The sequence below is a fragment of the Pseudomonas sp. Z1-14 genome, from assembly GCF_051132005.1.
Classification (GTDB): domain Bacteria; phylum Pseudomonadota; class Gammaproteobacteria; order Pseudomonadales; family Pseudomonadaceae; genus Aquipseudomonas.
In genome coordinates this window covers 5,435,001-5,460,232 of record NZ_CP071646.1, presented here as the reverse complement: position 1 = coordinate 5,460,232, position 25,232 = coordinate 5,435,001, and the positions used below count along the sequence as shown (strand labels likewise).

Annotated in this window: 24 protein-coding genes (1 of these 24 only partly in view); 10 read left to right on the top strand and 14 right to left on the bottom strand. The window is 61.7% G+C overall.

Annotation, left to right across the window (positions count from 1 at the left end; translation table 11 throughout):
• Positions 1 to 79 precede the first annotated feature (79 nt).
• Both J3P89_RS25110 and J3P89_RS25105 read right to left on the bottom strand, forming a co-directional pair.
• Positions 80 to 934, bottom strand: coding sequence for a MaoC family dehydratase (locus J3P89_RS25110; protein WP_434695974.1), 855 nt, complete (start codon positions 932 to 934; stop codon positions 80 to 82).
• Positions 935 to 936: 2 nt separating this feature from the next.
• Complete coding sequence (locus tag J3P89_RS25105; protein ID WP_434695973.1) at positions 937 to 2,289, bottom strand: 3-oxoacyl-ACP reductase; 1,353 nt, start codon at positions 2,287 to 2,289, stop codon at positions 937 to 939.
• 181 nt (positions 2,290 to 2,470) lie between these two features.
• On the opposite strand from J3P89_RS25105, the gene J3P89_RS25100 reads away from it, so the two are divergent.
• On the top strand, positions 2,471 to 3,748 hold the full coding sequence (locus tag J3P89_RS25100) for an acetyl-CoA C-acetyltransferase (RefSeq protein WP_434695972.1): 1,278 nt from the start codon (positions 2,471 to 2,473) through the stop codon (positions 3,746 to 3,748).
• Here the strand turns inward: J3P89_RS25100 and J3P89_RS25095 are convergent.
• On the bottom strand, positions 3,735 to 4,763 hold the full coding sequence (locus tag J3P89_RS25095; protein ID WP_434695971.1) for a bile acid:sodium symporter family protein: 1,029 nt from the start codon (positions 4,761 to 4,763) through the stop codon (positions 3,735 to 3,737). The genes J3P89_RS25100 and J3P89_RS25095 overlap by 14 nt on opposite strands.
• Before the next feature lie 79 nt (positions 4,764 to 4,842).
• Between J3P89_RS25095 and J3P89_RS25090 the strand changes: the two genes are divergently transcribed.
• Entirely contained in the window at positions 4,843 to 5,634 is a 792-nt protein-coding gene (locus tag J3P89_RS25090) for a helix-turn-helix domain-containing protein (protein ID WP_434695970.1), read from the top strand.
• A gap of 205 nt (positions 5,635 to 5,839) precedes the next feature.
• On the top strand, positions 5,840 to 6,733 hold the full coding sequence (locus J3P89_RS25085) for a PA4780 family RIO1-like protein kinase (protein WP_434695969.1): 894 nt from the start codon (positions 5,840 to 5,842) through the stop codon (positions 6,731 to 6,733).
• A 365-nt stretch (positions 6,734 to 7,098) separates the two neighbouring features.
• Here J3P89_RS25085 and cueR read toward each other — a convergent pair whose 3' ends face one another.
• The 3 genes from cueR to J3P89_RS25070 form a co-directional block, all read right to left on the bottom strand.
• On the bottom strand, positions 7,099 to 7,488 hold the full coding sequence (cueR, locus tag J3P89_RS25080; protein ID WP_434626294.1) for a Cu(I)-responsive transcriptional regulator: 390 nt from the start codon (positions 7,486 to 7,488) through the stop codon (positions 7,099 to 7,101).
• On the bottom strand, positions 7,485 to 9,878 hold the full coding sequence (locus J3P89_RS25075; RefSeq protein ID WP_434695968.1) for a heavy metal translocating P-type ATPase: 2,394 nt from the start codon (positions 9,876 to 9,878) through the stop codon (positions 7,485 to 7,487). Before J3P89_RS25075 ends, cueR begins: the two co-directional genes overlap by 4 nt.
• Positions 9,879 to 10,070: 192 nt before the next feature.
• Complete coding sequence (locus J3P89_RS25070; protein WP_434695967.1) at positions 10,071 to 10,454, bottom strand: hypothetical protein; 384 nt, start codon at positions 10,452 to 10,454, stop codon at positions 10,071 to 10,073.
• Between the two features lie 148 nt (positions 10,455 to 10,602).
• Between J3P89_RS25070 and J3P89_RS25065 the strand changes: the two genes are divergently transcribed.
• Together J3P89_RS25065 and J3P89_RS25060 are read left to right on the top strand one after the other, a co-directional pair.
• Positions 10,603 to 10,800: a heavy-metal-associated domain-containing protein gene (locus tag J3P89_RS25065; RefSeq protein WP_434626291.1), complete on the top strand. Its 198-nt coding sequence runs from the start codon at positions 10,603 to 10,605 to the stop codon at positions 10,798 to 10,800.
• Positions 10,801 to 10,895: 95 nt separating this feature from the next.
• Complete coding sequence (locus J3P89_RS25060) at positions 10,896 to 12,098, top strand: multidrug effflux MFS transporter (protein ID WP_434695966.1); 1,203 nt, start codon at positions 10,896 to 10,898, stop codon at positions 12,096 to 12,098.
• Position 12,099: 1 nt separating this feature from the next.
• Here the strand turns inward: J3P89_RS25060 and J3P89_RS25055 are convergent, their stop codons facing one another.
• Both J3P89_RS25055 and J3P89_RS25050 read right to left on the bottom strand, forming a co-directional pair.
• Positions 12,100 to 12,270, bottom strand: coding sequence for a hypothetical protein (locus tag J3P89_RS25055; protein ID WP_305497035.1), 171 nt, complete (start codon positions 12,268 to 12,270; stop codon positions 12,100 to 12,102).
• A gap of 145 nt (positions 12,271 to 12,415) precedes the next feature.
• Positions 12,416 to 13,429 (bottom strand): zinc-binding alcohol dehydrogenase family protein, encoded by a 1,014-nt coding sequence (locus tag J3P89_RS25050; RefSeq protein ID WP_434695965.1) that lies wholly within the window; start codon positions 13,427 to 13,429, stop codon positions 12,416 to 12,418.
• A gap of 321 nt (positions 13,430 to 13,750) precedes the next feature.
• Between J3P89_RS25050 and J3P89_RS25045 the strand changes: the two genes are divergently transcribed.
• Positions 13,751 to 14,485, top strand: coding sequence for an ArsR/SmtB family transcription factor (locus tag J3P89_RS25045; RefSeq protein ID WP_434626288.1), 735 nt, complete (start codon positions 13,751 to 13,753; stop codon positions 14,483 to 14,485).
• A gap of 137 nt (positions 14,486 to 14,622) precedes the next feature.
• A complete protein-coding gene (locus J3P89_RS25040; RefSeq protein WP_434698055.1) occupies positions 14,623 to 15,957 on the top strand; it encodes an MFS transporter in 1,335 nt (444 codons plus the stop codon).
• 117 nt (positions 15,958 to 16,074) lie between these two features.
• Here J3P89_RS25040 and J3P89_RS25035 read toward each other — a convergent pair whose 3' ends face one another.
• On the bottom strand, positions 16,075 to 17,028 hold the full coding sequence (locus J3P89_RS25035) for an adenosine deaminase (protein WP_434626287.1): 954 nt from the start codon (positions 17,026 to 17,028) through the stop codon (positions 16,075 to 16,077).
• Positions 17,029 to 17,214: 186 nt separating this feature from the next.
• Here J3P89_RS25035 and J3P89_RS25030 point away from each other — a divergent pair, with 186 nt between their 5' ends.
• Positions 17,215 to 18,306, top strand: a complete 1,092-nt coding sequence (locus J3P89_RS25030) for a calcium:proton antiporter (protein ID WP_305497028.1) — start codon at positions 17,215 to 17,217, stop codon at positions 18,304 to 18,306.
• Positions 18,307 to 18,425: 119 nt separating this feature from the next.
• Here the strand turns inward: J3P89_RS25030 and J3P89_RS25025 are convergent, their stop codons facing one another.
• From J3P89_RS25025 to J3P89_RS25005, 5 genes are all read right to left on the bottom strand, one after another.
• Positions 18,426 to 19,784, bottom strand: coding sequence for an 8-oxoguanine deaminase (locus J3P89_RS25025; RefSeq protein ID WP_434695964.1), 1,359 nt, complete (start codon positions 19,782 to 19,784; stop codon positions 18,426 to 18,428).
• A gap of 172 nt (positions 19,785 to 19,956) precedes the next feature.
• Positions 19,957 to 20,643 carry an SDR family oxidoreductase gene (locus tag J3P89_RS25020; protein ID WP_434602725.1) on the bottom strand — a complete coding sequence of 229 codons (687 nt, stop codon included), beginning with the start codon at positions 20,641 to 20,643 and terminating at the stop codon, positions 19,957 to 19,959.
• 443 nt (positions 20,644 to 21,086) lie between these two features.
• Positions 21,087 to 21,680: an IMPACT family protein gene (locus J3P89_RS25015; RefSeq protein WP_434695963.1), complete on the bottom strand. Its 594-nt coding sequence runs from the start codon at positions 21,678 to 21,680 to the stop codon at positions 21,087 to 21,089.
• Positions 21,681 to 21,686: 6 nt separating this feature from the next.
• Positions 21,687 to 22,337, bottom strand: a complete 651-nt coding sequence (locus J3P89_RS25010; protein ID WP_305497021.1) for a TetR/AcrR family transcriptional regulator — start codon at positions 22,335 to 22,337, stop codon at positions 21,687 to 21,689.
• Positions 22,338 to 22,442: 105 nt separating this feature from the next.
• Positions 22,443 to 23,363 (bottom strand): LysR family transcriptional regulator, encoded by a 921-nt coding sequence (locus J3P89_RS25005; RefSeq protein WP_434602727.1) that lies wholly within the window; start codon positions 23,361 to 23,363, stop codon positions 22,443 to 22,445.
• A 121-nt stretch (positions 23,364 to 23,484) separates the two neighbouring features.
• Here J3P89_RS25005 and J3P89_RS25000 point away from each other — a divergent pair, with 121 nt between their 5' ends.
• Both J3P89_RS25000 and J3P89_RS24995 read left to right on the top strand, forming a co-directional pair.
• Positions 23,485 to 24,834, top strand: coding sequence for an aspartate aminotransferase family protein (locus J3P89_RS25000; protein ID WP_434569906.1), 1,350 nt, complete (start codon positions 23,485 to 23,487; stop codon positions 24,832 to 24,834).
• Positions 24,835 to 24,895: 61 nt separating this feature from the next.
• A protein-coding gene (locus J3P89_RS24995; protein ID WP_434695962.1) for a CoA-acylating methylmalonate-semialdehyde dehydrogenase crosses the window boundary here: on the top strand, positions 24,896 to 25,232 show its 5' portion. It continues 1,157 nt past the right edge of the window; only the first 337 of its 1,494 coding nucleotides appear in the window; its start codon is at positions 24,896 to 24,898; the stop codon falls past the right edge of the window.

Here is a 25,232-nt window from a genome sequence, read left to right as displayed (position 1 = left end):
CCCATTCAGCAGCAGCGGCGTAGGCAGGACCATCCCCTTCGCGAGCAGGCTCGCTCCCACAGGGGACGGCGTTTTTTATTCAGGCAACCGGCTGCCAACTGCCGAGCATGTGTTCCAGTTCTCCAGCCCCCGCCAACCGCAGTTTTCCACTGGACCCCGCGGCGCTCGCCAGCAGCGTCACCTCGCTGGGCAGGCGCACCGGTTTCCTGAAGTTCACTTCGATCTCGATGTTGGCCTCGGGCAAATGGTCGTCCAGCGCCGCTAACGTCCGGGCCTTGTTCCACAGGCCGTGGGCGATGGCGGTGGGGAAGCCGAACAGCCGAGCGCTGGCGGCGCTCAGGTGGATCGGATTGTAGTCGCCGGACACCTTGGCGTATTGCCGGCCAATGTCCGCAGGTGCTGTCCAGTGTGCCACTTCCGTCAACTCAAGGGCGGCAATCGCCGGCTCCTCCACCAGCGCCCCATCAAGCTGGACGCCTTTGCACAGCATCTGGCTTTCGGCCTGCCACAGCGGTCCCAACTGATCTTCAATGCGGGTCACGAGATCGAACACCGCGCCCTTGGCGTGCGGCTGGAGATTCTCGACATTGACGCTGGCGCGCACCTGGCTGACCCCGCCCATGGGGCGCAGTATGCGGATGCGGTTGCTGAGGTGGATCAACCCCAGCAGCGGGAACGGAAAATTCCGATCCGTCAGTAGCTGCATTTGCAGGGCGAACGCCAGCACATGGGGATAGGTCGGTGGCAGCAGACCGTTTTCGGTAAAGCCGCAGACCTTGCGATAGGCCGCCAGGCGTTGCTGATCAACCTGGATCACTTGGCGCAGCCCAACGTCCGGCAGGGTAGTGCCGGTGATCTTGCGGCGTGTCGCGGCCTTGGCGTACAGCCCGGACATCGACGGCGCGGCGTGTATCTCATGCCATTGGATCGTCATGATCAGGCCCCCAGCAGGCTTTGCCCACACACGCGCAGCGCCTGTCCGGTCACGGCACCGGTGCCCGGTTGCGCAAGCCAGGCCACGGCTTCGGCGACATCCTGGGGCAGGCCGCCCTGGCCCAGCGAGCTCATGCGTCGCCCGGCTTCGCGCAGGGCGAAAGGAATATCCGCGGTCATGCGGGTTTCGATGAAGCCTGGCGCCACGGCGTTGATGCTGATGCCTCGGGCCTGCAGGGTTGGCGCCCAGGCTTGAGCAAGGCCGATCAGCCCGGCCTTGCTCGCGGCGTAGTTGGTCTGGCCGCGATTGCCGGCGATGCCACTGATGGATGCCAGCAGGATGACCCGGCCGTTATCGCGCAGGGTGCCGCTGTCGAGCAGGGCCTTGGTCAGCACTTGCGGCGCATTGAGGTTGACTGCCAGCACCGCGTCCCAGAATTCCGGGGTCATGTTGGCGAGGGTCTTGTCCCGGGTGATGCCAGCGTTATGTACAACGATGTCGACGCCGTCGGGCAGGTGTTCAATCAACTGCGTGGCTGCGTCTTCTGCGCAGATGTCCAGCGTCAGGCTGCGCCCGCTCAGGCGTGCGGCCAAGGCATCGAGGTCGGCCTTGGCTGGCGGTACGTCCAGCAGGATCACATCGGCGCCATCGCGGGCCAGTGTTTCGGCAATGGAAGCGCCGATGCCACGGGCAGCGCCGGTCACCAGGGCCTTGAGCCCCGTCAACGGACGGGTCCAGTCCTGGACCTGGGTTGCACAGGCCTTGAGACGAATCACTTGCCCGGAAACGTAGGCACTCTTGGGCGACAGGAAAAACCGCAGCGCACCTTCCAGCTGGGTTTCGGCGCCTTCGCCAACGTACAGCAACTGCAGCGTCCCGCCATGGCGCAGCTCCTTGGCCAGGGATCGGCTGAAACCCTCCAAAGCCCGCTGGGCGCTGGCGGCGAACGGGTCGTCGGGGTTTTCCGGAGCGCGGCCGAGGATGACGACATGAGCGCTGTGGTCGAGATTTTTCATCAGCGGCTGGAAAAACTCGCGCAACTGCTTGAGCTGGTCGACCTGTGCCAGGTGGCTGGCGTCGTACACCACAGCCTTGATTTTCGGGCCGTGCCCGGGGATCCATTCGGTGGCGAGCGTCGGTTCGCCACCGTAGATGAAAATGGCGTCGGTCAGGCGCTTGGCGAATGTGCCGACCTGTTCGGTCAGCGGCCCGCCGCCCAACAGCAAGGCACCCTCGATTGGCCGCAGGCGCCCGGCTTGCCAACGCTCCAGGCGTACCGGCGATGGCAAGCCGAGAGCGCCAACCAGACGCAGGCCAATGGGCGAATTGGCAAAGTCTATGTAACGGTCTGACATGGAACACACTCCGGCTGATGAGGTTCCAAGTGTGGACCATGTTTGGCAATCAGTCGTTCGATCGGCGGGATAAAGCCTAAGCTGTGTTCCAGAGCACCGCCTTCACATGGGAACAATCCTGCTCCCATGGGTGATGGGTCAACGCTGACGGCACATTTGGACATACAAAGGGGAGTTCTACATGGCACAGCTACGCCGCGTCGCGATCATCGGCGGTAACCGCATTCCTTTCGCCCGCTCCAACGGGCCCTATGCCACCGCCAGCAACCAGGCGATGCTGACCGCTGCGCTTGAGGGCTTGATCGAGCGCTACAACCTGCACGGCATGCATATCGGGGAGATGGCCGCGGGGGCGGTGCTGAAGTTTTCCCGGGACATGAACCTGACCCGCGAGTGCGTGCTCGGCTCGCGGCTGTCGCCCAGCACACCCGCTTATGATGTGCAGCAGGCCTGCGGCACGGGACTTGAGACGGTGCTACTGGTGGCCAACAAAATCGCCCTCGGGCAGATCGACAGCGCCATTGCCGGCGGCGTGGACACCACCTCCGACGCACCGATCGGCGTCAATGAAGGGCTGCGCAGGATCCTGCTGCAAGCCAATCGCGCGAAAACCACCGCCGATAAAATCAAGACGTTTTTGCAATTGCGCCCCGGACACCTGGTACCTGACCTGCCGCGCATCAACGAGCCGCGCACTGGCCTGAGCATGGGCGAGCACTGCGAGTTGATGGCGCAAACCTGGCAGATCCCCCGGCCAGAGCAGGATCAGTTGGCCTTGGAGAGTCATCAAAAAATGGCCGCCGCTTACGCCGAAGGCTGGCACAACGACCTGATGACGCCGTTTCTCGGCCTGACCCGCGACAACAACCTGCGCCCGGACCTGACCCTGGAGAAACTCGCTTCCCTCAAGCCCGCCTTCGAAAAAACCGCTAAGGGCACGATGACGGCGGGCAATTCCACCCCACTGACCGATGGCGCCTCGCTGGTGTTGTTGGCGAGCGAGGAGTGGGCCAACGCCCGTGGGCTGCCGATCCTGGCCTACCTGCGTGACGGCGAAACGGCGGCGGTGGATTTCGTCAACGGCGCCGAAGGTCTGCTGATGGCGCCGGTCTATGCCGTGCCGCGGCTGTTGGCGCGCAACGGCCTGACCTTGCAGGACTTCGACTATTACGAGATTCACGAGGCGTTCGCCGCCCAGGTACTGTGCACCTTGAAAGCCTGGGAAGACGCGGATTACTGCAAGGCCCGCCTGGGCCTTGATGCGCCGCTGGGTACTCTCGACCGCAGCCGGCTGAACGTGAAGGGCAGCTCACTGGCCGCCGGACATCCATTTGCTGCAACTGGCGGGCGCATTGTTGCCAACCTGGCCAAGCTGCTGGACGCGGCAGGGAAGGGCCGGGGGCTGATTTCCATCTGCGCAGCCGCCGGCCAAGGGGTGACGGCTATCATCGAGCGCTGACGATGGCCTCGCTCTTTTGCGATGCCTGCGCCCGTTGCCGGCTTGCATAGCGTTCGGCGAGGATCGAGCAGACGATCAATTGCAGCGGGTGATAGATCATGATCGGCAGCAGGATCAGCCCGAGGCCGGGGTTGTTGCCGAAAATCAGCGCCGCCATCGGCACTCCGGCGGCCAGGGATTTCTTGCTCGCGCAAAATACCGCGGCGACTTCATCGGCGTTGTTGAAACGCAGGGCGCGAGCGGTGCGGGTGGTCATCCACAGGATGACAGCCAGCAACACCGCACTGCCCAGCACGGCGCTGAGCAGCACGCCATGACCTTGTTGTTGCCAGATCCCGGAAATCATCGAATTGCAGAATGCGGCGTAAACCAGCAGCAGGATGACCAGTTTGTCGATGATGCTGGTATAGCGCTTGTAGCGCGCGAAAAAACCGGCCAGCCAGCGCCGCAAAAACTGCCCGAGCACCAGCGGCAACAGCAACATCATGCACAGGTCGAGCAGCGTCGAGCCCAGGTCGATGCCGCCGGCACCGTTGCCGACCACCAGGCTGACCAGCAGCGGCGTCAGGAGAACCCCCAGTACGCTGGACAAGCTGGCGTTGAGAATCGCCGCGGGTACGTTGCCGCCGGCGCTGCCGGTCAGGGCCACCGAGGACGAAATGGTCGAAGGCAACGCGCACAGGTAAAAGAACCCCAGCATCAACAAGGACGGCACATGGCTGCCCAGTGTCCAGTTGCCGAGTAGCCAGATCAATGGAAATACCCCAAATGTGAAGCCTTGCACCATCAGGTGCAGCCGGATGTTTTTCAGGCCATGGCGGATCTGCTCGCCGGACAGGTTGACGCCGTGGAGGAAAAACACCACGAAGATGCCAATGTTGACCACCCATTCGGCATGCATGGCGCCGCCGGTAGCGCCGAAGCGGGGGAAGAAATACGCGAGCAGCGTGGCGAGCAACATGCCGCACAGGAACCAGTCGGTCGCCATGCGCTTGAGGTGTCTGAGGATGTGCATAGGGCACCGTGGATTGTAAGAAGAGTTGTCTTAGCCTAACGTCGGCCTACCCAGTCGTCTTGCGACATAAGGCCAATCAATGCCGACTAACGGACACCAACAGCTCGAACGACGCATTCCGGACCTGACGGAGCTGCCTCGGCCGCTTTATGCCCGGGTCGAAAGTCTGAATGCCGGTTCGTGGACCCAGGCTCATCGCCACGATTGGGTGCAATTCTCCTACGCGATCAGTGGCGTGCTCGGCGTCCATACGGCCGAAGGCAGCTTCTTCGCGCCACCGCAATGGGGCATCTGGATCCCGGCCGACCTGGAGCACCAGGTCGTGACGTCCATGCGCGCGGAAATGCGCAGTCTTTACGTCCATCGCCAGGCGTGCCCGTGGGCCGATGATCGCTGTCGGGTGCTGGAAGTTACACCGCTGGCGCGGGAACTGATCAAAGTGTTCTGCCAGTTTCCCGCCACTTACCCACAGGGCGAGACCCAGGAAACACGCTTGGTCCAAGTGCTGCTGGACCAATTGGCGGCGCTGCCGGAAGTGGGCTTTTCCCTGCCATTGCCCCGTCACGCTCGTTTGCTGGAACTGTGCAACGAATTGATCGAGCAACCCGAAGGCAACGTGACCCTGCAAGCCTGGGCCGAGCGCCTGGGCACGTCGGAAAAAACCTTGATGCGCCTGTTCCAGCGTGAAACCGGTTTGAGCTTCCGGGCGTGGCGCCAGCGTATGCGCCTGTTGTCTTCCCTGGAGTCGCTGGAACAGGGCGATAGCGTGACCAGCGCGGCCTTGTCCTGTGGGTATGATTCGACGTCCGCTTTCATTGCGGCATTCAAGGGACTGTTCGGTTTTACGCCGGGGGAACTGTTCAAGCGCTGACTCGTTTGGCTCTTGTCGCAACCGCTTGCCATTCACTGAGCAACCCCACGCTCGGTCTCGACTATGATTTGGCTCGGTTGTCCGACCCGGCACAGTGTGTGCATTCAGGGTTCATAGGTCGGACCCCCTCCCCGTGGAGGGAGGATTGCCGTATAACGACCTGTCATTCGCGTGTTTGGTAATAAAGGACCCAGAATAAAAGCTGATGAAGACTCCAAAACGCATTGAACCCCTGATCGAGGACGGTCTGGTCGACGAGGTGCTGCGCCCACTCATGAGTGGTAAAGAAGCAGCTGTTTATGTGGTGCGCTGCGGCAACGAGCTACGTTGCGCCAAAGTCTACAAGGAGGCGAACAAGCGAAGTTTTCGCCAGGCGGCCGAATACCAGGAAGGCCGCAAGGTGCGCAACAGCCGTCAGGCCCGGGCCATGGCTAAAGGCTCGAAGTTTGGCCGCAAGGAAACCGAAGACGCCTGGCAGAACGCCGAAGTGGCCGCGCTGTTCCGGCTGGCCAGCGCCGGCGTGCGGGTTCCGAAGCCGTATGACTTCCTCGAGGGCGTGCTGCTGATGGAATTGGTGGCCGACGAGTACGGCGATGCGGCGCCGCGTCTCAACGACGTGGTGCTGGAGCCGGATCAGGCCCGCGAGTATCACGCTTTTCTGATTTCCCAGATCGCGTTGATGTTGTGTACCGGTCTGGTGCACGGCGACCTGTCGGAGTTCAACGTGCTGCTGACGCCGACGGGGCCGGTCATCATCGACCTGCCGCAAGCGGTGGACGCTGCCGGCAACAACCACGCCTTCAGCATGCTGGAGCGGGACGTCGGCAACATGGCGTCCTACTTCGGTCGGTTTGCCCCGGAGCTGAAACGCACCAAATACGCCAAGGAAATGTGGGCCCTGTATGAAGCAGGCACCCTGCACCCGGCGAGCGTGCTGACCGGTGAGTTCGACGAGCCGGAAGAACTGGCGGATGTCGGCGGGATCATGCGCGAAATCGAAGCCGCGCGCCTGGATGAAGAGCGCCGCCAGGCCGTACGCGCCGCTGACGATGCGCCACCCGGCAAGACCGAAGAGCCGCCTCCGCCGTGGATGCAGTGATCGGTTGACCTGAAACCCGGCCACGGCCGTAATGCGGTCCACATGGAAAGTGATGGCCCTGTGGCGAGGGAGCTTGTTCCCGCTCGGCTGCGAAGCAGCCGTGAATCTGCGGGTACGGTGTATCTGATGCTCCGCATTTGGCAGGTTTTGGGGCCGCTTCGCGGCCCAGCGGGAGCAAGCTCCCTCGCCACGGGTTTGTCGGTGCCTTGAGTGAATCGCATCAGGCCGAGGCCGGGTTTTTGATGATCAGCTTGAATCCTTGTGGGAGCGAGCCTGCTCGCGAAAGCGGTGGATCAGTTTGCATCCATGCATCGGCCGCCGTCTTCGCGAGCAGGCTCGCTCCCACAGGTGGTAATAGGTCTACATCACCCCGACGCCAGTTTCCTGAGGATCGGGCAATCCGGGCGATGATCGCCCTGGCAGTGCTCCACCAGATCCTGGAGCGTGTCGCGCAGTTCGGCCAGTTCGCGAATTTTCTGGTTCAGTTCGTCGATATGTTGCCGGGCCAGAGCCTTTACGTCGGCGCTGGCACGCTGACGGTCCTGCCACAAAGTCAGCAACTTGCCGACCTCTTCCAGGGAAAACCCCAGATCCCGGGAGCGCTTGATGAATGCCAACGTATGCAAGTCATCGGCGCCATAGATCCGATAGCCACTCTCCGTGCGATGGGCTGCCCTGAGCAGGCCGATGGATTCGTAGTACCTGATCATCTTTGCGCTGAGGCCGCTCTGGCGGGCTGCCTGGCCAATGTTCATCGCTTGTCCTCCAGATGCGCGGGTGTCCAGAACTTCAACAACAATGCATTGCTCACCACGCTGACGCTCGACAGCGCCATGGCTGCGCCGGCCAACACAGGGTTGAGCAAACCGAACGCCGCCAGCGGAATGCCGATCAGGTTATAGACGAAGGCCCAGAACAGATTCTGACGGATTTTTGCGTAGGTCTTGCGGCTGATGTCCAGCGCCGCCGGTACCAGGCGCGGATCGCCGCGCATCAGGGTGATGCCGGCGGCCTGCATCGCCACGTCGGTGCCGCCGCCCATGGCAATGCCGATGTCCGCGGCGGCCAGGGCCGGAGCGTCGTTGATGCCATCGCCGACCATCGCCACCACCGAGTGGGCTTTCAGTTGTTGAACGATGGCGGACTTGTCGCCCGGCAACACTTCGGCGTGGACGTTGGCGATTCCCAATGCCTGGGCAACGACCCGAGCGCTGCCCCGGTTGTCGCCCGTGAGCAGGTGGCTGGCGATGTGACGTTGCTTCAAGGCCTCGACCGCCGCCAGAGCGCCGGGCTTGAGGGTATCGCCAAAGGCGAACAGGCCTAGGACCCGAGGCGTTGCGCCTTGCTCGACGAGCCAGGAGAGGGTTCGGCCTTCGGTTTCCCAGGCTTGCGCCGACTCGGCCAGCGAACCGGGGTTCAGGCCCAGCTCTTCCAGCAGACGACGATTGCCCAGGGCCAGGCGGCGCCCGTCGAGGCTACCGGCGATGCCGCGACCTGTCAGGGACTGGCTATCGCTGGCATCCGCTACGCTCAGGCCGCGTTCGGCGCAGGCGTCGAGCACCGCTTTGGCCAGCGGGTGTTCGCTGCCGCGTTGCAAGGCGCCGGCCATGTTCAGCAGTGCGTCTTCATCACCGTCAAGCGCGGCCAGATGGGCGATGCGTGGCGTGCCGGACGTCAGGGTGCCGGTCTTGTCGAACACCACCGTGCCGACTTCATGGGCACGCTCCAGCGCCTCGGCATCCTTGATCAGAATGCCGTGGCGGGCGGCCACGCCAGTGCCGGCCATGATTGCCGTCGGCGTCGCCAGGCCCAGGGCACAGGGGCAGGCGATCACCAGCACGGCGACGGCGTTGATCAGCGCCGTCTCCAGCGGCGCACCGTAGAGCCACCAGCCAAGCAACGTTGCGAGTGCCAGGGTCAATACGACCGGCACGAAAACCTGGCTGACTTTGTCCACCAATTTCTGAATCGGCGCCTTGGCGGCCTGGGCGTCTTCCACCAGGCGAATGATGCGTGCCAGCACGCTCTCGGCCCCCAGGGCCCGGGTGCGCACCAGCAGGCGCCCTTCGCCATTGATCGCGCCGCCAGTGACATGATCACCGGGTTGCTTGGGCACGGGCAGGCTTTCGCCGCTGATCAACGCCTCGTCGGCGTGACTCTGGCCCTCGAGCACTTCACCGTCCACCGGGAAGCGCTCGCCGGGTTTGACCAGCACCAGGTCATTCAAGCGCAGGGCACTGATGGCGACGTCCCGTTCCTGGCCGTCGACCACTTGAATCGCCCGCTCCGGTCGCAAGGCTTCGAGGGCGCGGATGGCGCTGGCGGTCTGTCGTTTGGCGCGGCTTTCCAGGTACTTGCCCAGCAGCACCAAGGCAATCACCACGGCCGACGCCTCGAAATACAGATGCGGCATGCTCCCCGGGCGGGCCATCGCCCACTCATAGAGGCTCAAGCCATAACCGGCGCTGGTGCCCAGGGCGACGAGCAGGTCCATGTTCCCGGCACCGGCGCGGACGGCTTTGAACGCCGCGACGTAAAAACGCGCACCGAAGATGAACTGGACCGGCGTCGCCAGCGCGAATTGCGCCCAGGCCGGTAGCATCCAATGCACCCCGAACGGCTGCAACAGCATCGGCAATACCAGCGGGATCGACAGCAGAATCGCCAGCAGCAGGGCCAGGCGCTCGCGGCTCAGCTGATCGGTTCGGTTTTTTCGAGGCTGCTCGACTTGCCAGACACTGGCGTCGTAACCGGCGCGTTTGACCGCGTCTATCAGGTTTTGCGGATCGACCTGTCCGAGCAATTCAAGGTGGGCTCGCTCATTGGCGAGGTTGACACTGGCCCGGTTCACCCCGGCAACTTTCCCCAACGCCCGTTCGACCCGGCCCACGCAAGAGGCGCAGGTCATGCCCTCGATGCTCAGCTCCAGGGTCTGGACGGGAACGCTGTAACCTGCCTGCTCGACCGCCTGCATCAACGCCGGCAGGCTTCCCTGCGGGGCCTGGATCCGCGCCTGTTCCGTTGCCAGGTTGACGCTGACGGCGCTGGCGCCGGCGACCTTGGCCAAGGCTCGCTCGACTCGCCCGGCACAGCTTGCGCAGGTCATGCCGGAAATCGGCAGATCGAAGGTGGTGAACTCGGACATCGGACAGGCTCCCTGTAGTGAGTGACTACAGGATCAACCTTGCCACGCGGGCAAGGTCAAGCACCAGTTCAAAAGCTTGGGTGGACCGTTGTGGGAGCGAGCCTGCTCGCGAAGAGGCCGGTAAGGCCAATATCTTCATCGGCTATCGCACCGCTTTCGCGAGCAGGCTCGCTCCCACAAGGACTCGCGAGGTCAGTAACCGAGATCAGCCTGCTTGAGGTACATGCCCTCATGCGTCATGGCGATGCGGTACTTCAGGATGTCGCCGGCCTTGAGCGTGATGTTCTGCGAACCGGGGGCAAGCATGCCTGGGTTGCAACCCGGCGCCTGGCCTGGCAACAATTTCAAGCGCAAGGAGATCTGGCCCGGTGGCAGATTGAACGAAGTGCTCTGCTCCTGGAACAGCCTGGCCGCGAGCTGGTCCTGAATGTAGATGCCGATTTCGCAGCTGGTCGACACTTCCAGGCGCTCGCGGGAAATGATCAGCACACCGAAATCTTCACCGGCGGCCGATGCCTGGGGCACCAATGCAGAAAAACCGAGCATGCAAAACAGGCTGAACGCTGACCAGCGCATGGCTGAACCTCCGGTATTAAATCCTTGATGTGTGCAGCTTGGCCGAGCGCGCTGCCGAATGCCAGCCCGGCAGTTTCCGTCAGAACTTGACCTTGCCATGATGGCAAGCTTGAAACTGCGCACAACCTCAAACCAAGGAGTCATTTTCATGCAGATCTTCAATGTTCAAGGCATGTCCTGCGGTCATTGTGTAAAGGCAGTCACTCTGGCTCTTCAAGCCAAAGACCCGGACGCCGAGGTAAAGGTCGATCTGGGCGCCAAGACTGTTGAGGTCCAAAGCAAGTTGTCGTCCGATACCGTAATCGAGGCAATCAGGGAAGAGGGTTACGAAGCCAGTCCTGCTTGAAATTTTTCAATCGTTAGCGAGCTATCGGAATGTTCAAGAGCGCCCAGCCCGGCTAGACTGTCGGGCTGCCGACTGACGCCTGAGCTGGACGCCCGATGAACCTCCGTACCATTCTGATTCTTGGCGCCTTGAGCGCTTTTGGTCCCTTGGCGATCGATTTCTATCTGCCGGCCTTCCCGGCAATGGCGATCGCCTTTGGCACCGATGAAAACCATGTCCAGCTGACCCTGGCCGCCTACTTCCTCGGGCTGTCCCTCGGGCAACTGGCCTACGGGCCGGTGGCGGATCGCTTTGGACGGCGTATCCCGTTGCTGACAGGCGTCGGCTTGTTCACCGTGGCATCGCTGGCCTGTGCCTATGCGCCCAGTCTCGAATGGCTGATTGGCGCTCGTTTCGTCCAGGCGTTGGGCGGCTGTGCCGGGATGGTGATCTCCCGGGCGGTAGTCAGCGACAAATGCGACGCGGTGGGCTCGGCCAAGGTGTTCTCGCAACTGATGCTGGTGATGGGCCTGGCGCCGATCCTGGCGCCGATGCTCGGCGGCTTGCTGGTGAACCTGTACGGTTGGCAATCAATTTTCATCGGCCTGACCTTGTTCAGCGCGCTCGCGGCGACGGCCGTCGCGTTGTGGCTCCCGGAGAGCTTGCCGGCCCACGTACCTCGGCAACCGTTATCCGGCGCGTTGCGTCAGTACGGTCGGCTTCTCACAGACTCGGTTTTCCTGGGGCACGCCCTGACGGGCGGCATCGCGATTGCCGGGATGTTTGCCTATATCGCCGGTTCGCCATTTGTCTTCATCAAGCTTTACGGCGTACCGGCCGAACACTTCGGCTGGCTGTTCGGTACCAACGCGGCGGGTTTCATCCTGGTGGCCCAGGTCAATGCCCGCTTGTTGTCCAGGCGAGGCCCGGCATTTTTGCTGGCTCGCGCCGTCTGGGTCTACTGGATAGCCGGGCTCAGTTTACTGGCTGTCAGCGCCTTGCAGCCGGAGCGTTTGTGGCCGTTACTGATCCCATTGTTCATCTGCATCGCCAGCCTTGGCTGCATCCTTCCCAATGCATCGGCCTGCGCCATGAACGGGCAGGGGGCTCGTGCCGGTAGCGCTTCGGCGATGCTGGGGTGCCTGCAGTTTTCCGTAGCCGCCGGGGCCGCCGCACTGGTGGCGGCGCTGCATGACGGCACGGCAGTGCCGATGGCGATGGTAATCAGCCTGTGCGGACTATTGGTGGTGGGTGCCGCGATGCTGACCCGTCGGCTGCAGAACGCCCGGGCGCTCGCTCAGGCGGGCCAGCAAAGCTGAGTCAGCTGGCGGCACGTTGCTGATGTTCGGGAAATTGATGCGGCGCATGGATGCGCGCTTGCAAGGTCGCGGCGAAAGCCTGGGCTTCGGCTTCTGAGCGAAAGGTCACGACGTGCTGGTCAAGACGCACTTGCCATTGGGATTTTGCCACCTCTTTTATCAGGATCTTCATTGCTGACCTCCTCACGTAAAAGATTGCGTTGCAAAGGCCTCGAGTGTAGACCCGAATGCCAGCGCAATTGTGACGACGGTCAATTGTCGGACTAACGGTGCAGTTGCCCCCACAGGATTGTTTGCAGGGCAACTGCCCGCTGCAGTCAGAAGCCCTCTAGCACGATCTTGCCCTTGGACTTGCCGCTTTCCAGCAACGCGTGAGCCCGGCGCAGGTTCTCGGCATTGATGGTGCCAAAGTGTTCGCCCACCGTGGTCTTCAACGTGCCGGCATCGATCAGTCGGGCCACGCGGTTGAGCAGCTTGTGTTGTTCAAGCATGTCGGCGGTCTCGAACAGTGAACGGGTGTACATGAACTCCCAATGCAACGACAGGCTCTTGCGCTTGAGCTTGGTCACGTCCAGCGATTTGGGATCATCGATCAGTGCCAGTTTGCCTTGGGGCGCCAGGGCTTCGACCAGTTGGTCGAGGTGCTGATCGGTCTGCGTCAGGCTGGCAACGTGGGTCACTTGGGCCTGGCCCGCCTCCTTCAGTGCATCGCTCAGCGGTTGGCTGTGATCCACGACGAGGTGGGCGCCCAGGTCTCGCACCCATTCCTGGGTCTGCGGCCGGGAAGCGCTGCCGATGACGTTCAGTCCGGTGAGTTGGCGGGCCAATTGCGTCAGGATCGAACCCACACCCCCGGCGGCGCCGACAATCAGCAGGCTCTGGCCCAGATCGCTCTGGCCTTCCTTGATCTGCAATCGATCAAAGAGCAATTCCCAGGCGGTGATAGCGGTCAACGGCAGTGCGGCCGCTTCGGCGAAACCGAGGGTCTGCGGCATATGACCGACGATGCGCTCATCGACAACGTGCAACTCGCTGTTGCCTCCGGCCCGGGCGATCGAACCGGCGTAGAACACCTTGTCTCCGGCCTTGAACAGCGTGACTTCGCTGCCTACGGCCTTGACCACACCGGCCACGTCCCAACCCAGCACCTTGGCCGCGCCTGCTTCGGGCTGGACGTTCTGGCGGACCTTGGTGTCGACGGGGTTGACTGAAATGGCCTTGACCTCCACCAGCAGGTCGCGGGGGCCGGCGACCGGTTCGGGCAGTTCGATGTCCTGCAGCGACTGCGGGTGGGTGATAGGCAGCGATTGGTAATACGCGATGGCTTTCATACAGCAGCTCCGTAAGGGGGTTCGATGAAGCCCATGTTTGGCTATTCAGGCGCGAGATTAAAGCAGCTGGAGCGACAGGCTCTTTCAATGATTTTTTGATAATGGCCATAGTCGCGGATAAATAGAGACTTTTCCCTCACCAACAATCGCCTCCAAAGGTTTCCGGAGGACAGGCAACCGCGATCCGCACGCTTATACTAGCGGCCGCCTGTATCGGCATGGCATCGAGCACGGCTGCAACCGGCCAGGAACCGGCCGGCACCTCATTACGGCTCAGTAGGCCCAGAGCAGTAGACGAACGATTCAACAGGGAGTGAATACATGGAACATGCACCTTGCATCAGCCAGATCGCCACGCTGCTGGCCGACCCCAAGCGCAGCGCAATGATGTGGGCGTTGATGGACGGTACGGCCCGGCAAGCTGAAGAGTTGGCCTTGCTGGCGGGGCTTTCGCCATCCTCGGCCAATGCCCATCTGGGACGTCTGTCTGCCGGTGGCCTGGTGAAGGTCGAGATCCGTGGCCGCAAGCGGTTTTTTCGCCTGGCGGCACCCGAGATCGGCGCTGCCGTCGATGCATTGGCGAGCGCAACCCTGGCCAGCACGCCGCGACAGGTTCCGGAAGTCTTCAAGCGCAGCCTCATGCCTAACAGGACGCCGACGGCACCCGCTTCGTTGATGCGGGCCAGGCTTTGCGATGACCACCTGGGAGGCACACTGGCGGCGGACCTGTATCAGCGGCTGTTGGAAGCCGGATGGCTCGAACAGCTTGAGCATCGGGTGGTCGTCACGCATAAAGGTGCCAGCCAACTGGCTGGGCGAGGTCTGTTCATCCAGGCACTGGCTCATCGGGAGACGCGTATGGCCTGCGCCTGCCCCGACTGGAGCGAACGTCGTCCACATCTGGGAGGGGCGCTGGGGGCGGCACTGCTGCAATTGTTCATGCAGTCTGGCTGGCTCAGCCTGCCCAGCGACTCCAGGGCGTTGCAGGTAACCGCGCTCGGTCAACAGGAAATCCATCGATTCGCCAGGCAAGAGGTTCTGGAAATGGCGCTCTAGAGCGGTACACAGGTCGTTATCAGCAATAGCCGCCCGTGAGGTTCGCGCACACTCGGTCCGGGGTTCTATCGGATGGGGGGAACGCAATAGTGGACACTCACGTTTACAGTGCAGCGGAACGTCTTGAGCGGTTGCCCATGAGCGGCTATCACCGGGTCATTTTCATTATTATCGCTCTGGCTTTTTTCTTTGATTCCATGGATCTGGCCATGATGACGTTCCTGCTGGGCTCGATCAGAACCGAGTTCGGCTTGAGCGCCGCCCAGGCCGGTTTGTTGGCCAGTTCAAGCTTTTTCGGCATGGTGCTGGGCGCCTCGTTGTCGGGACTGCTTGCCGATCGCTTCGGACGCAAACCGGTGTTCCAGTGGAGCATCGTCTTGTGGGGGCTCGCCAGTTACCTGTGTTCCACCGCCCAGGACGTGGAGACGCTGACGCTGTTTCGCATCCTGTTGGGCATCGGCATGGGCATGGAGTTTCCGATTGCCCAGTCGATGCTCTCGGAGCTGATCCCGGCGAGGCAGCGCGGACGCTACATCGCCTTGATGGATGGCTTCTGGCCGCTGGGCTTCGTGGCGGCGGGGGTGCTGTCGTATTTCCTGCTGCCGCTGATCGGCTGGCGGGACATTTTCCTGGTGTTGGCGGTGCCGGCAGTGTTCGTCCTGGTGATTCGCTTCTTCATCCCCGAGTCGCCACGTTGGCTGGAGCAGGCGGGGCGGGGCGCCGAGGCGGATGCCGTACTCAAGCGGATCGAAGACAAGGTCCGGGCCTCGCTGGGTCGCCAGGACCTGCCCGAACCGATTCGCCTGCCGACACTGGCGACGGCGCCCGGCAGTTTCTTTTCGGCTCTGGCGCAGATCTGGTCACCGCTGTACCGCCAGCGCACGATGATGATCTGGAGCGTCTGGTTTTTTGCCTTGCTCGGCTTCTACGGGCTGACGTCCTGGCTCAGCGCGCTGCTGCAGCAGTCGGGGTTTGCGGTGACCCAGTCGGTTTATTACACGGTGCTGATTTCCCTCGGCGGGATTCCCGGTTTCCTGATGGCGGCCTGGCTGGTGGAGCGGTGGGGGCGTAAACCGGTGTGTGTCATCACGCTGCTGGGCGGCGGGATCATGGCATTTCTTTATGGCCAGAGCGCGGTGTTTGGCGGGAACGTCACGCTGCTGATCAGCTCCGGGCTGCTGATGCAGTTTTTCCTGTTCGGCATGTGGGCAGTGCTCTACACCTACACCCCGGAACTGTATCCCACCTCGGCGCGAGCCACGGGGTCGGGCTTTGCCTCGGCGGTCGGTCGCATCGGTTCGCTGCTTGGACCGCTGGTGACCGGCTTGGTTTTTCCGATCACCGGGCAGGGCGGAGTGTTCGCCCTTGGCGCCCTGTGTTTTGCCGTGGCGGCGGGCGTGGTCTGGTTGTTTGGAATGGAGACGCGGGGCAAGACGCTGGAGGAATTGAGCGAGGTTACGACCGTCGATTGAACCTCATCCAAGTGGGAGCGAGCCTGCTCGCGAAGGCGGTCCGACAATCGAAAATGATGTCGACTGACTCACCGCTTTCGCGAGCAGGCTCGCTCCCACAAAGGATCATCGCCAGTCTTAAGGTTTCACCAACCGCGCATCGAGGCTGTTCTGCGCCAACCGCCTGGCCTGGTCCTGGGTCATGCCCAGATGCGTGTGCAACGCGTGGAAGTTCTCGGTGACGTAGCCGCCGAAGTACGCCGGGTCATCGGAGTTCACCGTCACCTTCACGCCGCGTTCGAGCATGTCGAGGATGTTGTGCTGCGACATATCATCGAACACGCATAGCTTGGTGTTGGACAACGGGCAAACCGTCAAGGGGATCTGTTCGTCGATGATCCGCTGCATCAACCGCTCGTCTTCGATGGCTCGCACGCCGTGGTCGATGCGCTGGATTTTCAGCAGATCCAAGGCTTCCCAGATGTACTCGGGGGGGCCTTCTTCGCCGGCGTGGGCGACGGTCAGGAAGCCTTCGTTGCGCGCCCTGTCGAACACCCGCTGGAACTTGCTCGGCGGGTGGCCCATCTCCGAGCTGTCCAGGCCGACGGCCACGAACGCGTCGCGGAAGGGCAGCGCCTGGTCGAGGGTTTTTTCCGCCTGCTCTTCGCTCAGGTGACGCAGGAAGCTCAGGATCAGGCCGCTGGTGATGCCCAGTTGTTGCTCACCGTCCTTGAGGGCGGCGGCAATACCGTTGAGCACCACTTCGAATGGAATGCCCCGGTCGGTGTGGGTCTGCGGATCGAAGAACGGTTCGGTGTGGATCACGTTCTGTGCCTTGCAGCGCAGCAGGTAGGCCCAGGTCAGGTCGTAGAAATCCTGGGAGGTACGCAGCACGTCGGCGCCCTGGTAATACAGGTCGAGAAACTCCTGCAGATTGTTGAAGGCGTAGGCCTGGCGCAGGGTGTCCACGTCGTTCCACGGCAGGGCAATCTTGTTGCGTTCGGCCAGGGCAAACAGCAGCTCGGGCTCCAGCGAGCCTTCCAGGTGCAGGTGCAGTTCAGCCTTGGGCAAGGCGTTAAGCCAGTCGTACATGTTTTTTTCTCATCAGCGAATCAATGGCGGCATTCTACAGGGGTGGGCGCCGATGTCTGGTAAAACCTGACCGGCTGATCCACTAACCGCGCAAGCCTGAACGACAGCTACGGCACATCCGAAGGAAACGTTCCCGTCACGTCACAGTCTAGTAGCTCATGACCCGTCCATGGCGATAGGCCCACGATGCTGACGTTGATTAAGCAAGAAAAATTGCTGCTGCTGGCCCTGCTTGCCGCTTTTGTCGCCTACCCGCTGGAGCATTGGCTGCTGGGCAGCGGGCAGGTCGTGGCGTTGGTTGGCGGCCTGGTGCTGATCGGTTTCATCGTCGCGGCCTCCATGCGCGTGGCCCATCACGCCGAGTTGCTGGCGGAAAAGGTCGGCGATCCTTACGGCACGATGATCCTGACTTTGTCGGCGGTGCTGGTGGAAGTGGTGATCCTGGCGATCATGATGAGTAACGAGGCGTCGCCGACCCTGGTACGGGACACGATCTATTCGGCGGTGATGCTCGATATCAACGGCATTCTCGGACTGGCGGCGCTGATGGGTGGGCTCAAGCACGGCGAGCAGGTCTATAACGACGATTCGGCGCGTACCTACAGCGTGATGATCCTCACCGCCATGGGCGTGTCGATGGTGGTGCCGGAGTTTATTCCGCAGGAAAACTGGAAGCATTATTCGGCATTCACCATCGGCGCGATGATCGTCTTGTATACCTTGTTCTTGCGCATGCAGGTGGGGCCACACAGCTATTTCTTCAGCTACAGCTACCCGGAAAAACGCCGCAGGAAGGAACCGGTGGAAGCCGAGCCGAAACCCATCAGCCTGGCGTTTTCCATCGGCGCACTGGTGTTCGGCGTGGTGGTCATCGGTGCGCTGGCCGAAGTCATGTCCAAGGCTATCGACCTCGGGCTGGAAGGCTCCGGCGCGCCGCCGGTGGTCACGGCAATTCTGGTGGCGGTCATCTCCGCTGCGCCGGAAATTCTCACCGCCCTGCGCGCAGCCTTGGCCAATCGCATGCAGTCGGTGGTGAACATCGCCTTGGGCGCGTCGCTGTCCACCGTGATCCTGACGGTGCCGGTGATGGAAGCCATGGCGCTTTACACCGGCCAGCCTTTCCAGATGGCGATGACCCCGGTGCAGACGGTGATGATCTTCATCACCCTGATCGTCAGCGCCATCAACCTCAATGATGGCGAAACCAACGCCATCGAAGGCATGACCCACTTTGTATTGTTTGCCACGTTTATCATGTTGTCGTTGCTCGGTCTTTAAGCCTGTCACAGCCCTGTGGGAGCGAGCCTGCTCGCGATGAGGCCAGGTCAGTCAATATCAATGCCGGATATGAAACCGCTATCGTGAGCAGGCTCGTTCCCGCAGGTTTTCTGGTCGGGTCAGGTACCCGCGATCAGCTCCCGCGCCGCCTGGCTGTGGTCGGCAATCAAGCCCTTCAGGTCCAGCCCTTCGACCTGTCCATCGATCACTCTCCACTGACCCGCGACCATCACCCGGTCCGCCCGATCAGCACCGCACAGCAGCAGGGCCGAGATCGGATCGTGGCTGCCGGAAAAGCGCAACTCATCAAGCTTGAACATCGCCAGGTCGGCTTGTTTGCCCTCTGCCAGTTCGCCGATGTCGCTGCGTCCCAGCAATTGGGCCGAGCCTCGGGTCGCCCAGCCCAGCACCTTTTCCGGCGTGATCGCTTGCGCGCCATAGCGCAAGCGCTGGATGTATAGCGCCTGACGGGTTTCCAGCAGCATGTTCGACGCATCGTTGGACGCCGAGCCGTCCACCCCAAGGCCCAATGGCGCGCCGGCTGCGGTCAGTTCAAGCGTCGGACAAATGCCCGAGGCCAGGCGCATGTTCGAACTGGGGCAATGGCAGATGCCGGTTCCGGCGGCGCCGAGACGGGCGATTTCGTCAGGATTGAAATGAATGCCGTGGGCTAGCCAGGTACGTGGGCCCAGCCAGCCGACGCTGTCGAGGTAATCCACGGTGCGTAGGCCGAAGCGCTGCCGGCAGAAGTCCTCCTCGTCGAGGGTTTCGGCCAGGTGGGTATGCAGGCGTACGTCGAGCTTTTCTGCGAGTTCGGCGCTGGCGCGCATGATCTCGGGCGTGACCGAAAACGGCGAGCAAGGCGCCAGGGCAATCTGGATTTTCGCGCCGGCACCGCGCTCATGGTATCGAGCGATCAGTCGCTGGCTGTCGTCGAGAATCACCTGGCCCTGCTGCACGGTCTGCTGCGGCGGCAAGCCACCGTCGGCCTCGCCCAGGCTCATGGAACCACGGGTCAGTATTGCGCGCATGCCCAGCTCACCGACGCATTGCACCTGCACATCGATGGCGTTTTCCAGGCCTTCGGGAAACAGGTAGTGGTGATCGGCCGCCGTGGTGCAACCCGACAACAGCAGTTCGGCCAACGCGACTTTGCTCGCCAGCGCGAGTTTTTCCGGAGTCAGCCGCGCCCACACCGGATAGAGGGTCTTCAGCCATGGGAACAACGGCTCGCTTACGACGGGTGCCCAGGCGCGGGTCAGGGTCTGGTAGAAGTGATGATGGGTGTTGATCAGCCCCGGCAGGATCACGTGTTCTCGAGCATCGAACACGGTGTCACAAGGCTGTGCGGGCTGTTGCCCGGCGCTGAGCAGCTCAACGATCACACCGTCCTGCAGGACGAGACCGCCACGGGCATCGAGGCCGTTGGCCGTGAAAATGGCGAGGGGATTTTTTAACCAGGTACGGGTCGCAGGCATGGTGGCCGGCTCCTCTGAAAGTGGGTTCAGGTTAGCCAGCTCAGTGATGCCCTGTCTGCTGATCCAGGGGCGCCTTGGAGGGCGCGGTTCGGAGTGTACTCAGGTTCCCGGACACATTTCCAGTGCCCGACAAAAGTCCTGCAGGATGGATGCTCCAGGGGTATCGGGGTGATTACCAGGGAATCGTCTCGCCTTTGTAATTGACGAAGTGATGCCCACCCTTGCCGGCAAAGGCATTGACCTGATCGATCAGCCCACGGGTGCTGGTCTCGACATCGATGGCCGCGCCTTCGCCGCCCATGTCGGTCTTTACCCAGCCCGGGTGCAGCGACAGGACGGTCAATGCCTGCTCGCCCAGCTGACTGACAAAACTGTTGGTCATGGAGTTGAGCGCGGCTTTGCTGGCCTTGTACAGCGCCAGTTCGGGGGCGTCGGGCATGGTCACGCTGCCCAGCACCGAACTCATGAAGGCCAGCACGCCGCTGCCGTCGCGGATCTGCCCGACGAAGCGTTGGGCGAGGTTGATCGGTGCCACGGCATTGGTGAAGAACAGCTGACCGACCTCAGCCAGCGTAGCGCCGCCCGGGCTCTGGTTGTCGGGGCCTTTGACGCCGGCATTGACGAACAACAGGTCGAAGGTCTGGTCCCTGAGCTGCTGGCTCAAGGCGATGACGGCTTGCTGGTCGTCCATGTCGAGCTTTTCGATTCGAACCGGGCCCAGCGCCTTCAAGGCCTCGGCGTTCTGTGGGTTACGTACCGTGGCGGTCACGTTCCAGCCATCACCCAGAAGCGTCTTCACCAAGCCGAGGCCCAGTCCCCGAGAGGCGCCGATGATCAATGCGGTTTTTGCCGAATTCATGAATGCTTCCTTGAAAGAAAAGTCACGGAGTTAATGGACAACATTGCCCGGGCGGTTGTTTCAGCTTGCGGCACAACGCGTCGGGAGCGGTCATGCGGTTTCGATCAGGTTCAGGTCCTTATAATGTCTGGTTAAAAAATGATCAGGCGGCTGCAAGCCATGCTGTTCTTGGGGCCGCTGGAGCCATGAACGGGTTATCCACAGGTTGCTCCACAGTTATTGTGCGCAAGCCTGAAACTCGGGCATAAGCCCTGTGCGGCTTTCTTCTAAAGGCGATAAAGCATCGCAACCATTTGTTTTTTGACGGATTCGCCGGATCGGCGAATTTTTGTATGAAAAATGAACAATGCTCGAAAACCCGCATGACAGAAGGGTTACAGCTGGATGCGCCCAGGTTATCCACAGGCAGGTGCACAGCGCATGTGGGCAAACCTGTGTCTTTTTCATGAGGCTGCCGGGCGCTCAAGTCGTATCTGTCCGCGACTCAAGTCGGCCAGTCGCGTCTGCAGGCTCTCGATGTGTTCTTCACCGACTGCCAATTGAAGTTCCACGCCGTTGGCGGTGAAATCCTCGGCGAGGACCAGACCGCCGCATTCAGCTATTCGCAGTTTCACCAGGGCCAGCTCGGCGAAACCGCACAGGCAACGCAGCGCTACGCGGCTGATCAATTCGACCTTCTCGGCGGTTTGCAGGCATTTGTTCGCACCGCCGCCATAGGCTCGGGCCAAACCGCCGGTACCCAGCTGGATTCCGCCGTACCAGCGTATGACCAGCACCACGACCTGATCGCAATCCTGGGCCTGGATGGCCGCGAGGATCGGGCGCCCGGCGGTGCCGCCCGGCTCGCCATCGTCGCTGCTGCGATATTGGTCGCCCAGTTTCCATGCCCAGCAATTATGCGTGGCGTCCAGGTCGCTGTGCTGCTCTATAAAGGCCTGGGCCTCGGCGGGGCTGGTGATGGGGGCGGCGAAGGTTATGAAACGGCTTTTGCGGATTTCTTCACGGTATTCGTAAAAGCCGGCAAGGGTATAAGGCATGGAGTCCTAGAGGTCTGGTGTCAGGCCGCAGCCTTTGAGAATGATGCGGATGAGATTGTCGCCGGCGTCGATCATGTCTTGCCTGGTCAATTTGCTACGCCCGGTCACGCGGCAGATCTGGGTGGCGAAATCGGCGTAATGCTGGGTGCTGCCCCACAGCAGAAAAATCAGGTGAACCGGATCGACCGGGTCCATTTTGCCCGCATCGATCCAGGCCTGGAACACGGCCGCGCGGCCCTTGAACCAGGCGCGATAGTCCTGGTTGAAATACTCGCTCAGGCATTCGCCGCCGCTGATCACTTCCATGGCGAAAATTCGCGATGCCTGGGGCTGGCGCCGTGAGAATTCCATCTTGGCGCGGATGTAGCGGGTCAATGCCTGCGCTGGATCGTCCTCGGCGGTCAGGGAGTTGAAAGTGCTGTCCCACAACTCGATGATGTTGCTCAGCACGGCGACGTAAAGGCCGAGCTTGTTGGTGAAATAATAATGCAGGTTCGCCTTGGGCAATCCGGCCTTCAGGGCGATGGCGTTCATGCTGGTGCCCTTGAAGCCATGACGGGCGAACTCATCCTCAGCGGCCCTGAGGATGGTTTCCTCGTTTTTTTGACGAATACGGCCGGTAGGCTTGCCACCATGGGCAGGAACTTCAAAGGTCATGGACGTTTCCGGGCTGGGTCTGTGGGGGCGGGCAAGTGCGTTCATAGCGCACCGGCGCGGATCCGACAAGTGCTGCTGCCATAAAAGCCGTGTACTGCAAAAATGTCAGCGGGTTGCCGCCAGGTTTTCGAGAAAACTTTCCAGCACCAGGTGCGGGCGGCGACCCTTGCGTGTGACCGACGCCAGGCTCAGATCATAAAAGCGTGCCAAGGGCTTGAGGGCTCGCAAACGTCCTTGCTGAACCCATAGATTGGCGTAGTGATCCGGCAGATAACCAATGTAACGTCCAGTGAGGATCAGGAACGCCATGCCTTCGCGATCCGAGGCGCTGGCGGTGCAGTTGAGTGCCTGGTAGTGAGCCTGGATCTCGGCGGGCAGGCGAAAGGTTGGCGCGATGGCGTCCTGGCTGTTGAGCCGAGCGTCTTCAAGCTGTTGGTCGTCCACATAAAACAGCGGATGACCTACTGCGCAATAGAGCAGCGAGCGTTCACTGTAGAGCGGTTGGTATTCGAGTCCGGAAAGGGCGCTGGCCTGGGGCACTACGCCGACATGCAGGCGCCCGTCGAGCACGCCTTGTTCGACTTCGTTGGGAGCGATCATGCGAATCTGGATCTGCACGTCCGGCCCGCGTTCTTTCAACTGGGCCAAGGCGTGCGTGATCCGCATGTGGGGCAGGGTGACAAGATTGTCCGTCAGGCCGATGGTCAATTCACCGCGCAAATGCTGGTGCAGGCCGTTGACCTCGGTGCGAAAGCTCTCCAGCGCGCTCAATAACTGCAATGCCGATTGATAGACTTCCCGCCCTTCCTCCGTCAGTGAAAAGCCCGCGCGCCCACGCTGGCACAGACGCAGGCCAAGACGCTGCTCCAGATCGTTCATCTGCTGGCTGATGGCAGAGCGGCCGATGCCAAGCACGGTTTCCGCTGCCGAAAACCCGCCGCATTCCACTACGCTGCGGAAAATGCGCAGCAAGCGGATATCGAAGTCGCTGACTTGGGCCAGTGGATCGGGACGACGAGCGCTCATAGTTTAGTGATCCGCTGACTGAAGGTTAGAAAAGCTGGATTTCACCGACTTTATCGTCGTGGCAACGTAGCCGCAAGAACGCCTTGGCTTCATGCCGCTCATGCCCTGCGAGGTTTTGTCGATGAACATGCCCGAACACGCTGTCGGTTCCCTGGCCAGCCAGCTCAAGCTGGATGCCCACTGGATGCCCTACACGGCCAATCGTAACTTCCAACGCGATCCCCGCTTGATCGTCGCCGCCGAGGGTAGCTGGCTGACGGATGACAAGGGGCGCAAGGTCTACGATTCGTTGTCGGGCTTGTGGACCTGTGGCGCCGGGCACACCCGCAAGGAAATCCAGGAGGCGGTCGCCAGGCAATTGGGCACCCTCGATTATTCCCCGGGATTCCAGTACGGCCATCCGCTGTCGTTCCAGCTGGCGGAAAAGATCACCAGCCTTACCCCGGGCAACCTCAACCATGTGTTCTTCACCGACTCCGGTTCCGAGTGCGCCGATACCGCAGTGAAGATGGTCCGTGCCTACTGGCGCCTCAAGGGGCAGGCCACCAAGACCAAGATGATCGGCCGTGCCCGTGGTTATCACGGCGTGAACATCGCCGGCACCAGCCTGGGCGGTGTCAGTGGCAACCGTAAATTGTTCGGCCAGGCCATGATGGACGTTGATCATCTGCCCCACACCTTGCTGGCCAGCAATGCCTATTCCCGTGGCATGCCGAAGGAAGGTGGCATCGCTCTGGCCGATGAGCTGCTGAAATTGATCGAGCTGCACGACGCTTCCAACATTGCGGCCGTATTTGTCGAGCCGATGGCCGGATCCGCCGGGGTCCTGGTCCCGCCTGAGGGATATCTCAAGCGTCTGCGGCAGATCTGCGACCAGCACAACATCCTGCTGGTGTTTGACGAAGTCATTACCGGTTTCGGTCGCACCGGTTCGATGTTTGGCGCTGATAGCTTTGGCGTGGTTCCGGACCTGATGTGCATCGCCAAGCAGGTCACCAACGGCGCCATCCCCATGGGGGCGGTGATTGCCAGTTCGGAAATCTACCAGACGTTTATGAACCAGCCGACGCCCGAATATGCGGTGGAGTTCCCCCACGGCTATACCTATTCGGCGCACCCGGTGGCCTGTGCGGCTGGCCTGGCGGCACTGGATTTGTTGCAGAAGGAAAACCTGGTGCAAAGCGTGGCCGAGGTCGCGCCGCATTTCGAGAGTGCCTTGCATGGTTTGAAAGGCTCGAAGAACGTCATCGACATTCGCAACTTCGGCCTGGCCGGGGCGATCCAGATTGCCCCGCGCGACGGCGACGCCATCGTGCGTCCGTTCGAGGCCGGGATGGCCCTGTGGAAAGCCGGGTTCTATGTGCGATTCGGCGGCGACACCCTGCAGTTCGGGCCAACGTTCAACAGCAAGCCGCAGGATCTGGATCGTCTGTTCGATGCGGTCGGTGACGTGCTGAATAAAATCGACTGATTTCTTTCTTATAGAGACGCTCGTTCAAGAGCGTCTGGCGAGCGAATTGTCTGGAGTCCCCATGAGCCTCATCCCGCATCTGATCAATGGCGAATTGCTGAGCGACAGCGCACGCACGGCCGACGTGTTCAACCCATCCACCGGGCAAGCAATCCACAAGGTCCCTCTGGCGGATCGCGCAACTGTCCAGCAGGCCATCGATGCCGCCAAGGCGGCTTTCCCGGCCTGGCGCAACACGCCGCCGGCCAAGCGTGCCCAGGTGATGTTTCGTTTCAAGCAGTTGCTGGAGCAGAACGAGTCGCGCATTGCCCAGTTGATCAGCGAAGAACATGGCAAGACCCTCGAAGACGCCGCCGGTGAGCTCAAGCGCGGTATCGAGAACGTCGAGTTTGCCTGTG

Coding starts and splice junctions, on each gene's coding strand:
- J3P89_RS25110 (WP_434695974.1), bottom strand. CDS start 934: ATGACGATCCAATGGCATGAGATACACGCCGCGCCGTCGATGTCCGGG.
- J3P89_RS25105 (WP_434695973.1), bottom strand. CDS start 2,289: ATGTCAGACCGTTACATAGACTTTGCCAATTCGCCCATTGGCCTGCGT.
- J3P89_RS25100 (WP_434695972.1), top strand. CDS start 2,471: ATGGCACAGCTACGCCGCGTCGCGATCATCGGCGGTAACCGCATTCCT.
- J3P89_RS25095 (WP_434695971.1), bottom strand. CDS start 4,763: ATGCACATCCTCAGACACCTCAAGCGCATGGCGACCGACTGGTTCCTG.
- J3P89_RS25090 (WP_434695970.1), top strand. CDS start 4,843: ATGCCGACTAACGGACACCAACAGCTCGAACGACGCATTCCGGACCTG.
- J3P89_RS25085 (WP_434695969.1), top strand. CDS start 5,840: ATGAAGACTCCAAAACGCATTGAACCCCTGATCGAGGACGGTCTGGTC.
- cueR (WP_434626294.1), bottom strand. CDS start 7,488: ATGAACATTGGCCAGGCAGCCCGCCAGAGCGGCCTCAGCGCAAAGATG.
- J3P89_RS25075 (WP_434695968.1), bottom strand. CDS start 9,878: ATGTCCGAGTTCACCACCTTCGATCTGCCGATTTCCGGCATGACCTGC.
- J3P89_RS25070 (WP_434695967.1), bottom strand. CDS start 10,454: ATGCGCTGGTCAGCGTTCAGCCTGTTTTGCATGCTCGGTTTTTCTGCA.
- J3P89_RS25065 (WP_434626291.1), top strand. CDS start 10,603: ATGCAGATCTTCAATGTTCAAGGCATGTCCTGCGGTCATTGTGTAAAG.
- J3P89_RS25060 (WP_434695966.1), top strand. CDS start 10,896: ATGAACCTCCGTACCATTCTGATTCTTGGCGCCTTGAGCGCTTTTGGT.
- J3P89_RS25055 (WP_305497035.1), bottom strand. CDS start 12,270: ATGAAGATCCTGATAAAAGAGGTGGCAAAATCCCAATGGCAAGTGCGT.
- J3P89_RS25050 (WP_434695965.1), bottom strand. CDS start 13,429: ATGAAAGCCATCGCGTATTACCAATCGCTGCCTATCACCCACCCGCAG.
- J3P89_RS25045 (WP_434626288.1), top strand. CDS start 13,751: ATGGAACATGCACCTTGCATCAGCCAGATCGCCACGCTGCTGGCCGAC.
- J3P89_RS25040 (WP_434698055.1), top strand. CDS start 14,623: ATGAGCGGCTATCACCGGGTCATTTTCATTATTATCGCTCTGGCTTTT.
- J3P89_RS25035 (WP_434626287.1), bottom strand. CDS start 17,028: ATGTACGACTGGCTTAACGCCTTGCCCAAGGCTGAACTGCACCTGCAC.
- J3P89_RS25030 (WP_305497028.1), top strand. CDS start 17,215: ATGCTGACGTTGATTAAGCAAGAAAAATTGCTGCTGCTGGCCCTGCTT.
- J3P89_RS25025 (WP_434695964.1), bottom strand. CDS start 19,784: ATGCCTGCGACCCGTACCTGGTTAAAAAATCCCCTCGCCATTTTCACG.
- J3P89_RS25020 (WP_434602725.1), bottom strand. CDS start 20,643: ATGAATTCGGCAAAAACCGCATTGATCATCGGCGCCTCTCGGGGACTG.
- J3P89_RS25015 (WP_434695963.1), bottom strand. CDS start 21,680: ATGCCTTATACCCTTGCCGGCTTTTACGAATACCGTGAAGAAATCCGC.
- J3P89_RS25010 (WP_305497021.1), bottom strand. CDS start 22,337: ATGACCTTTGAAGTTCCTGCCCATGGTGGCAAGCCTACCGGCCGTATT.
- J3P89_RS25005 (WP_434602727.1), bottom strand. CDS start 23,363: ATGAGCGCTCGTCGTCCCGATCCACTGGCCCAAGTCAGCGACTTCGAT.
- J3P89_RS25000 (WP_434569906.1), top strand. CDS start 23,485: ATGAACATGCCCGAACACGCTGTCGGTTCCCTGGCCAGCCAGCTCAAG.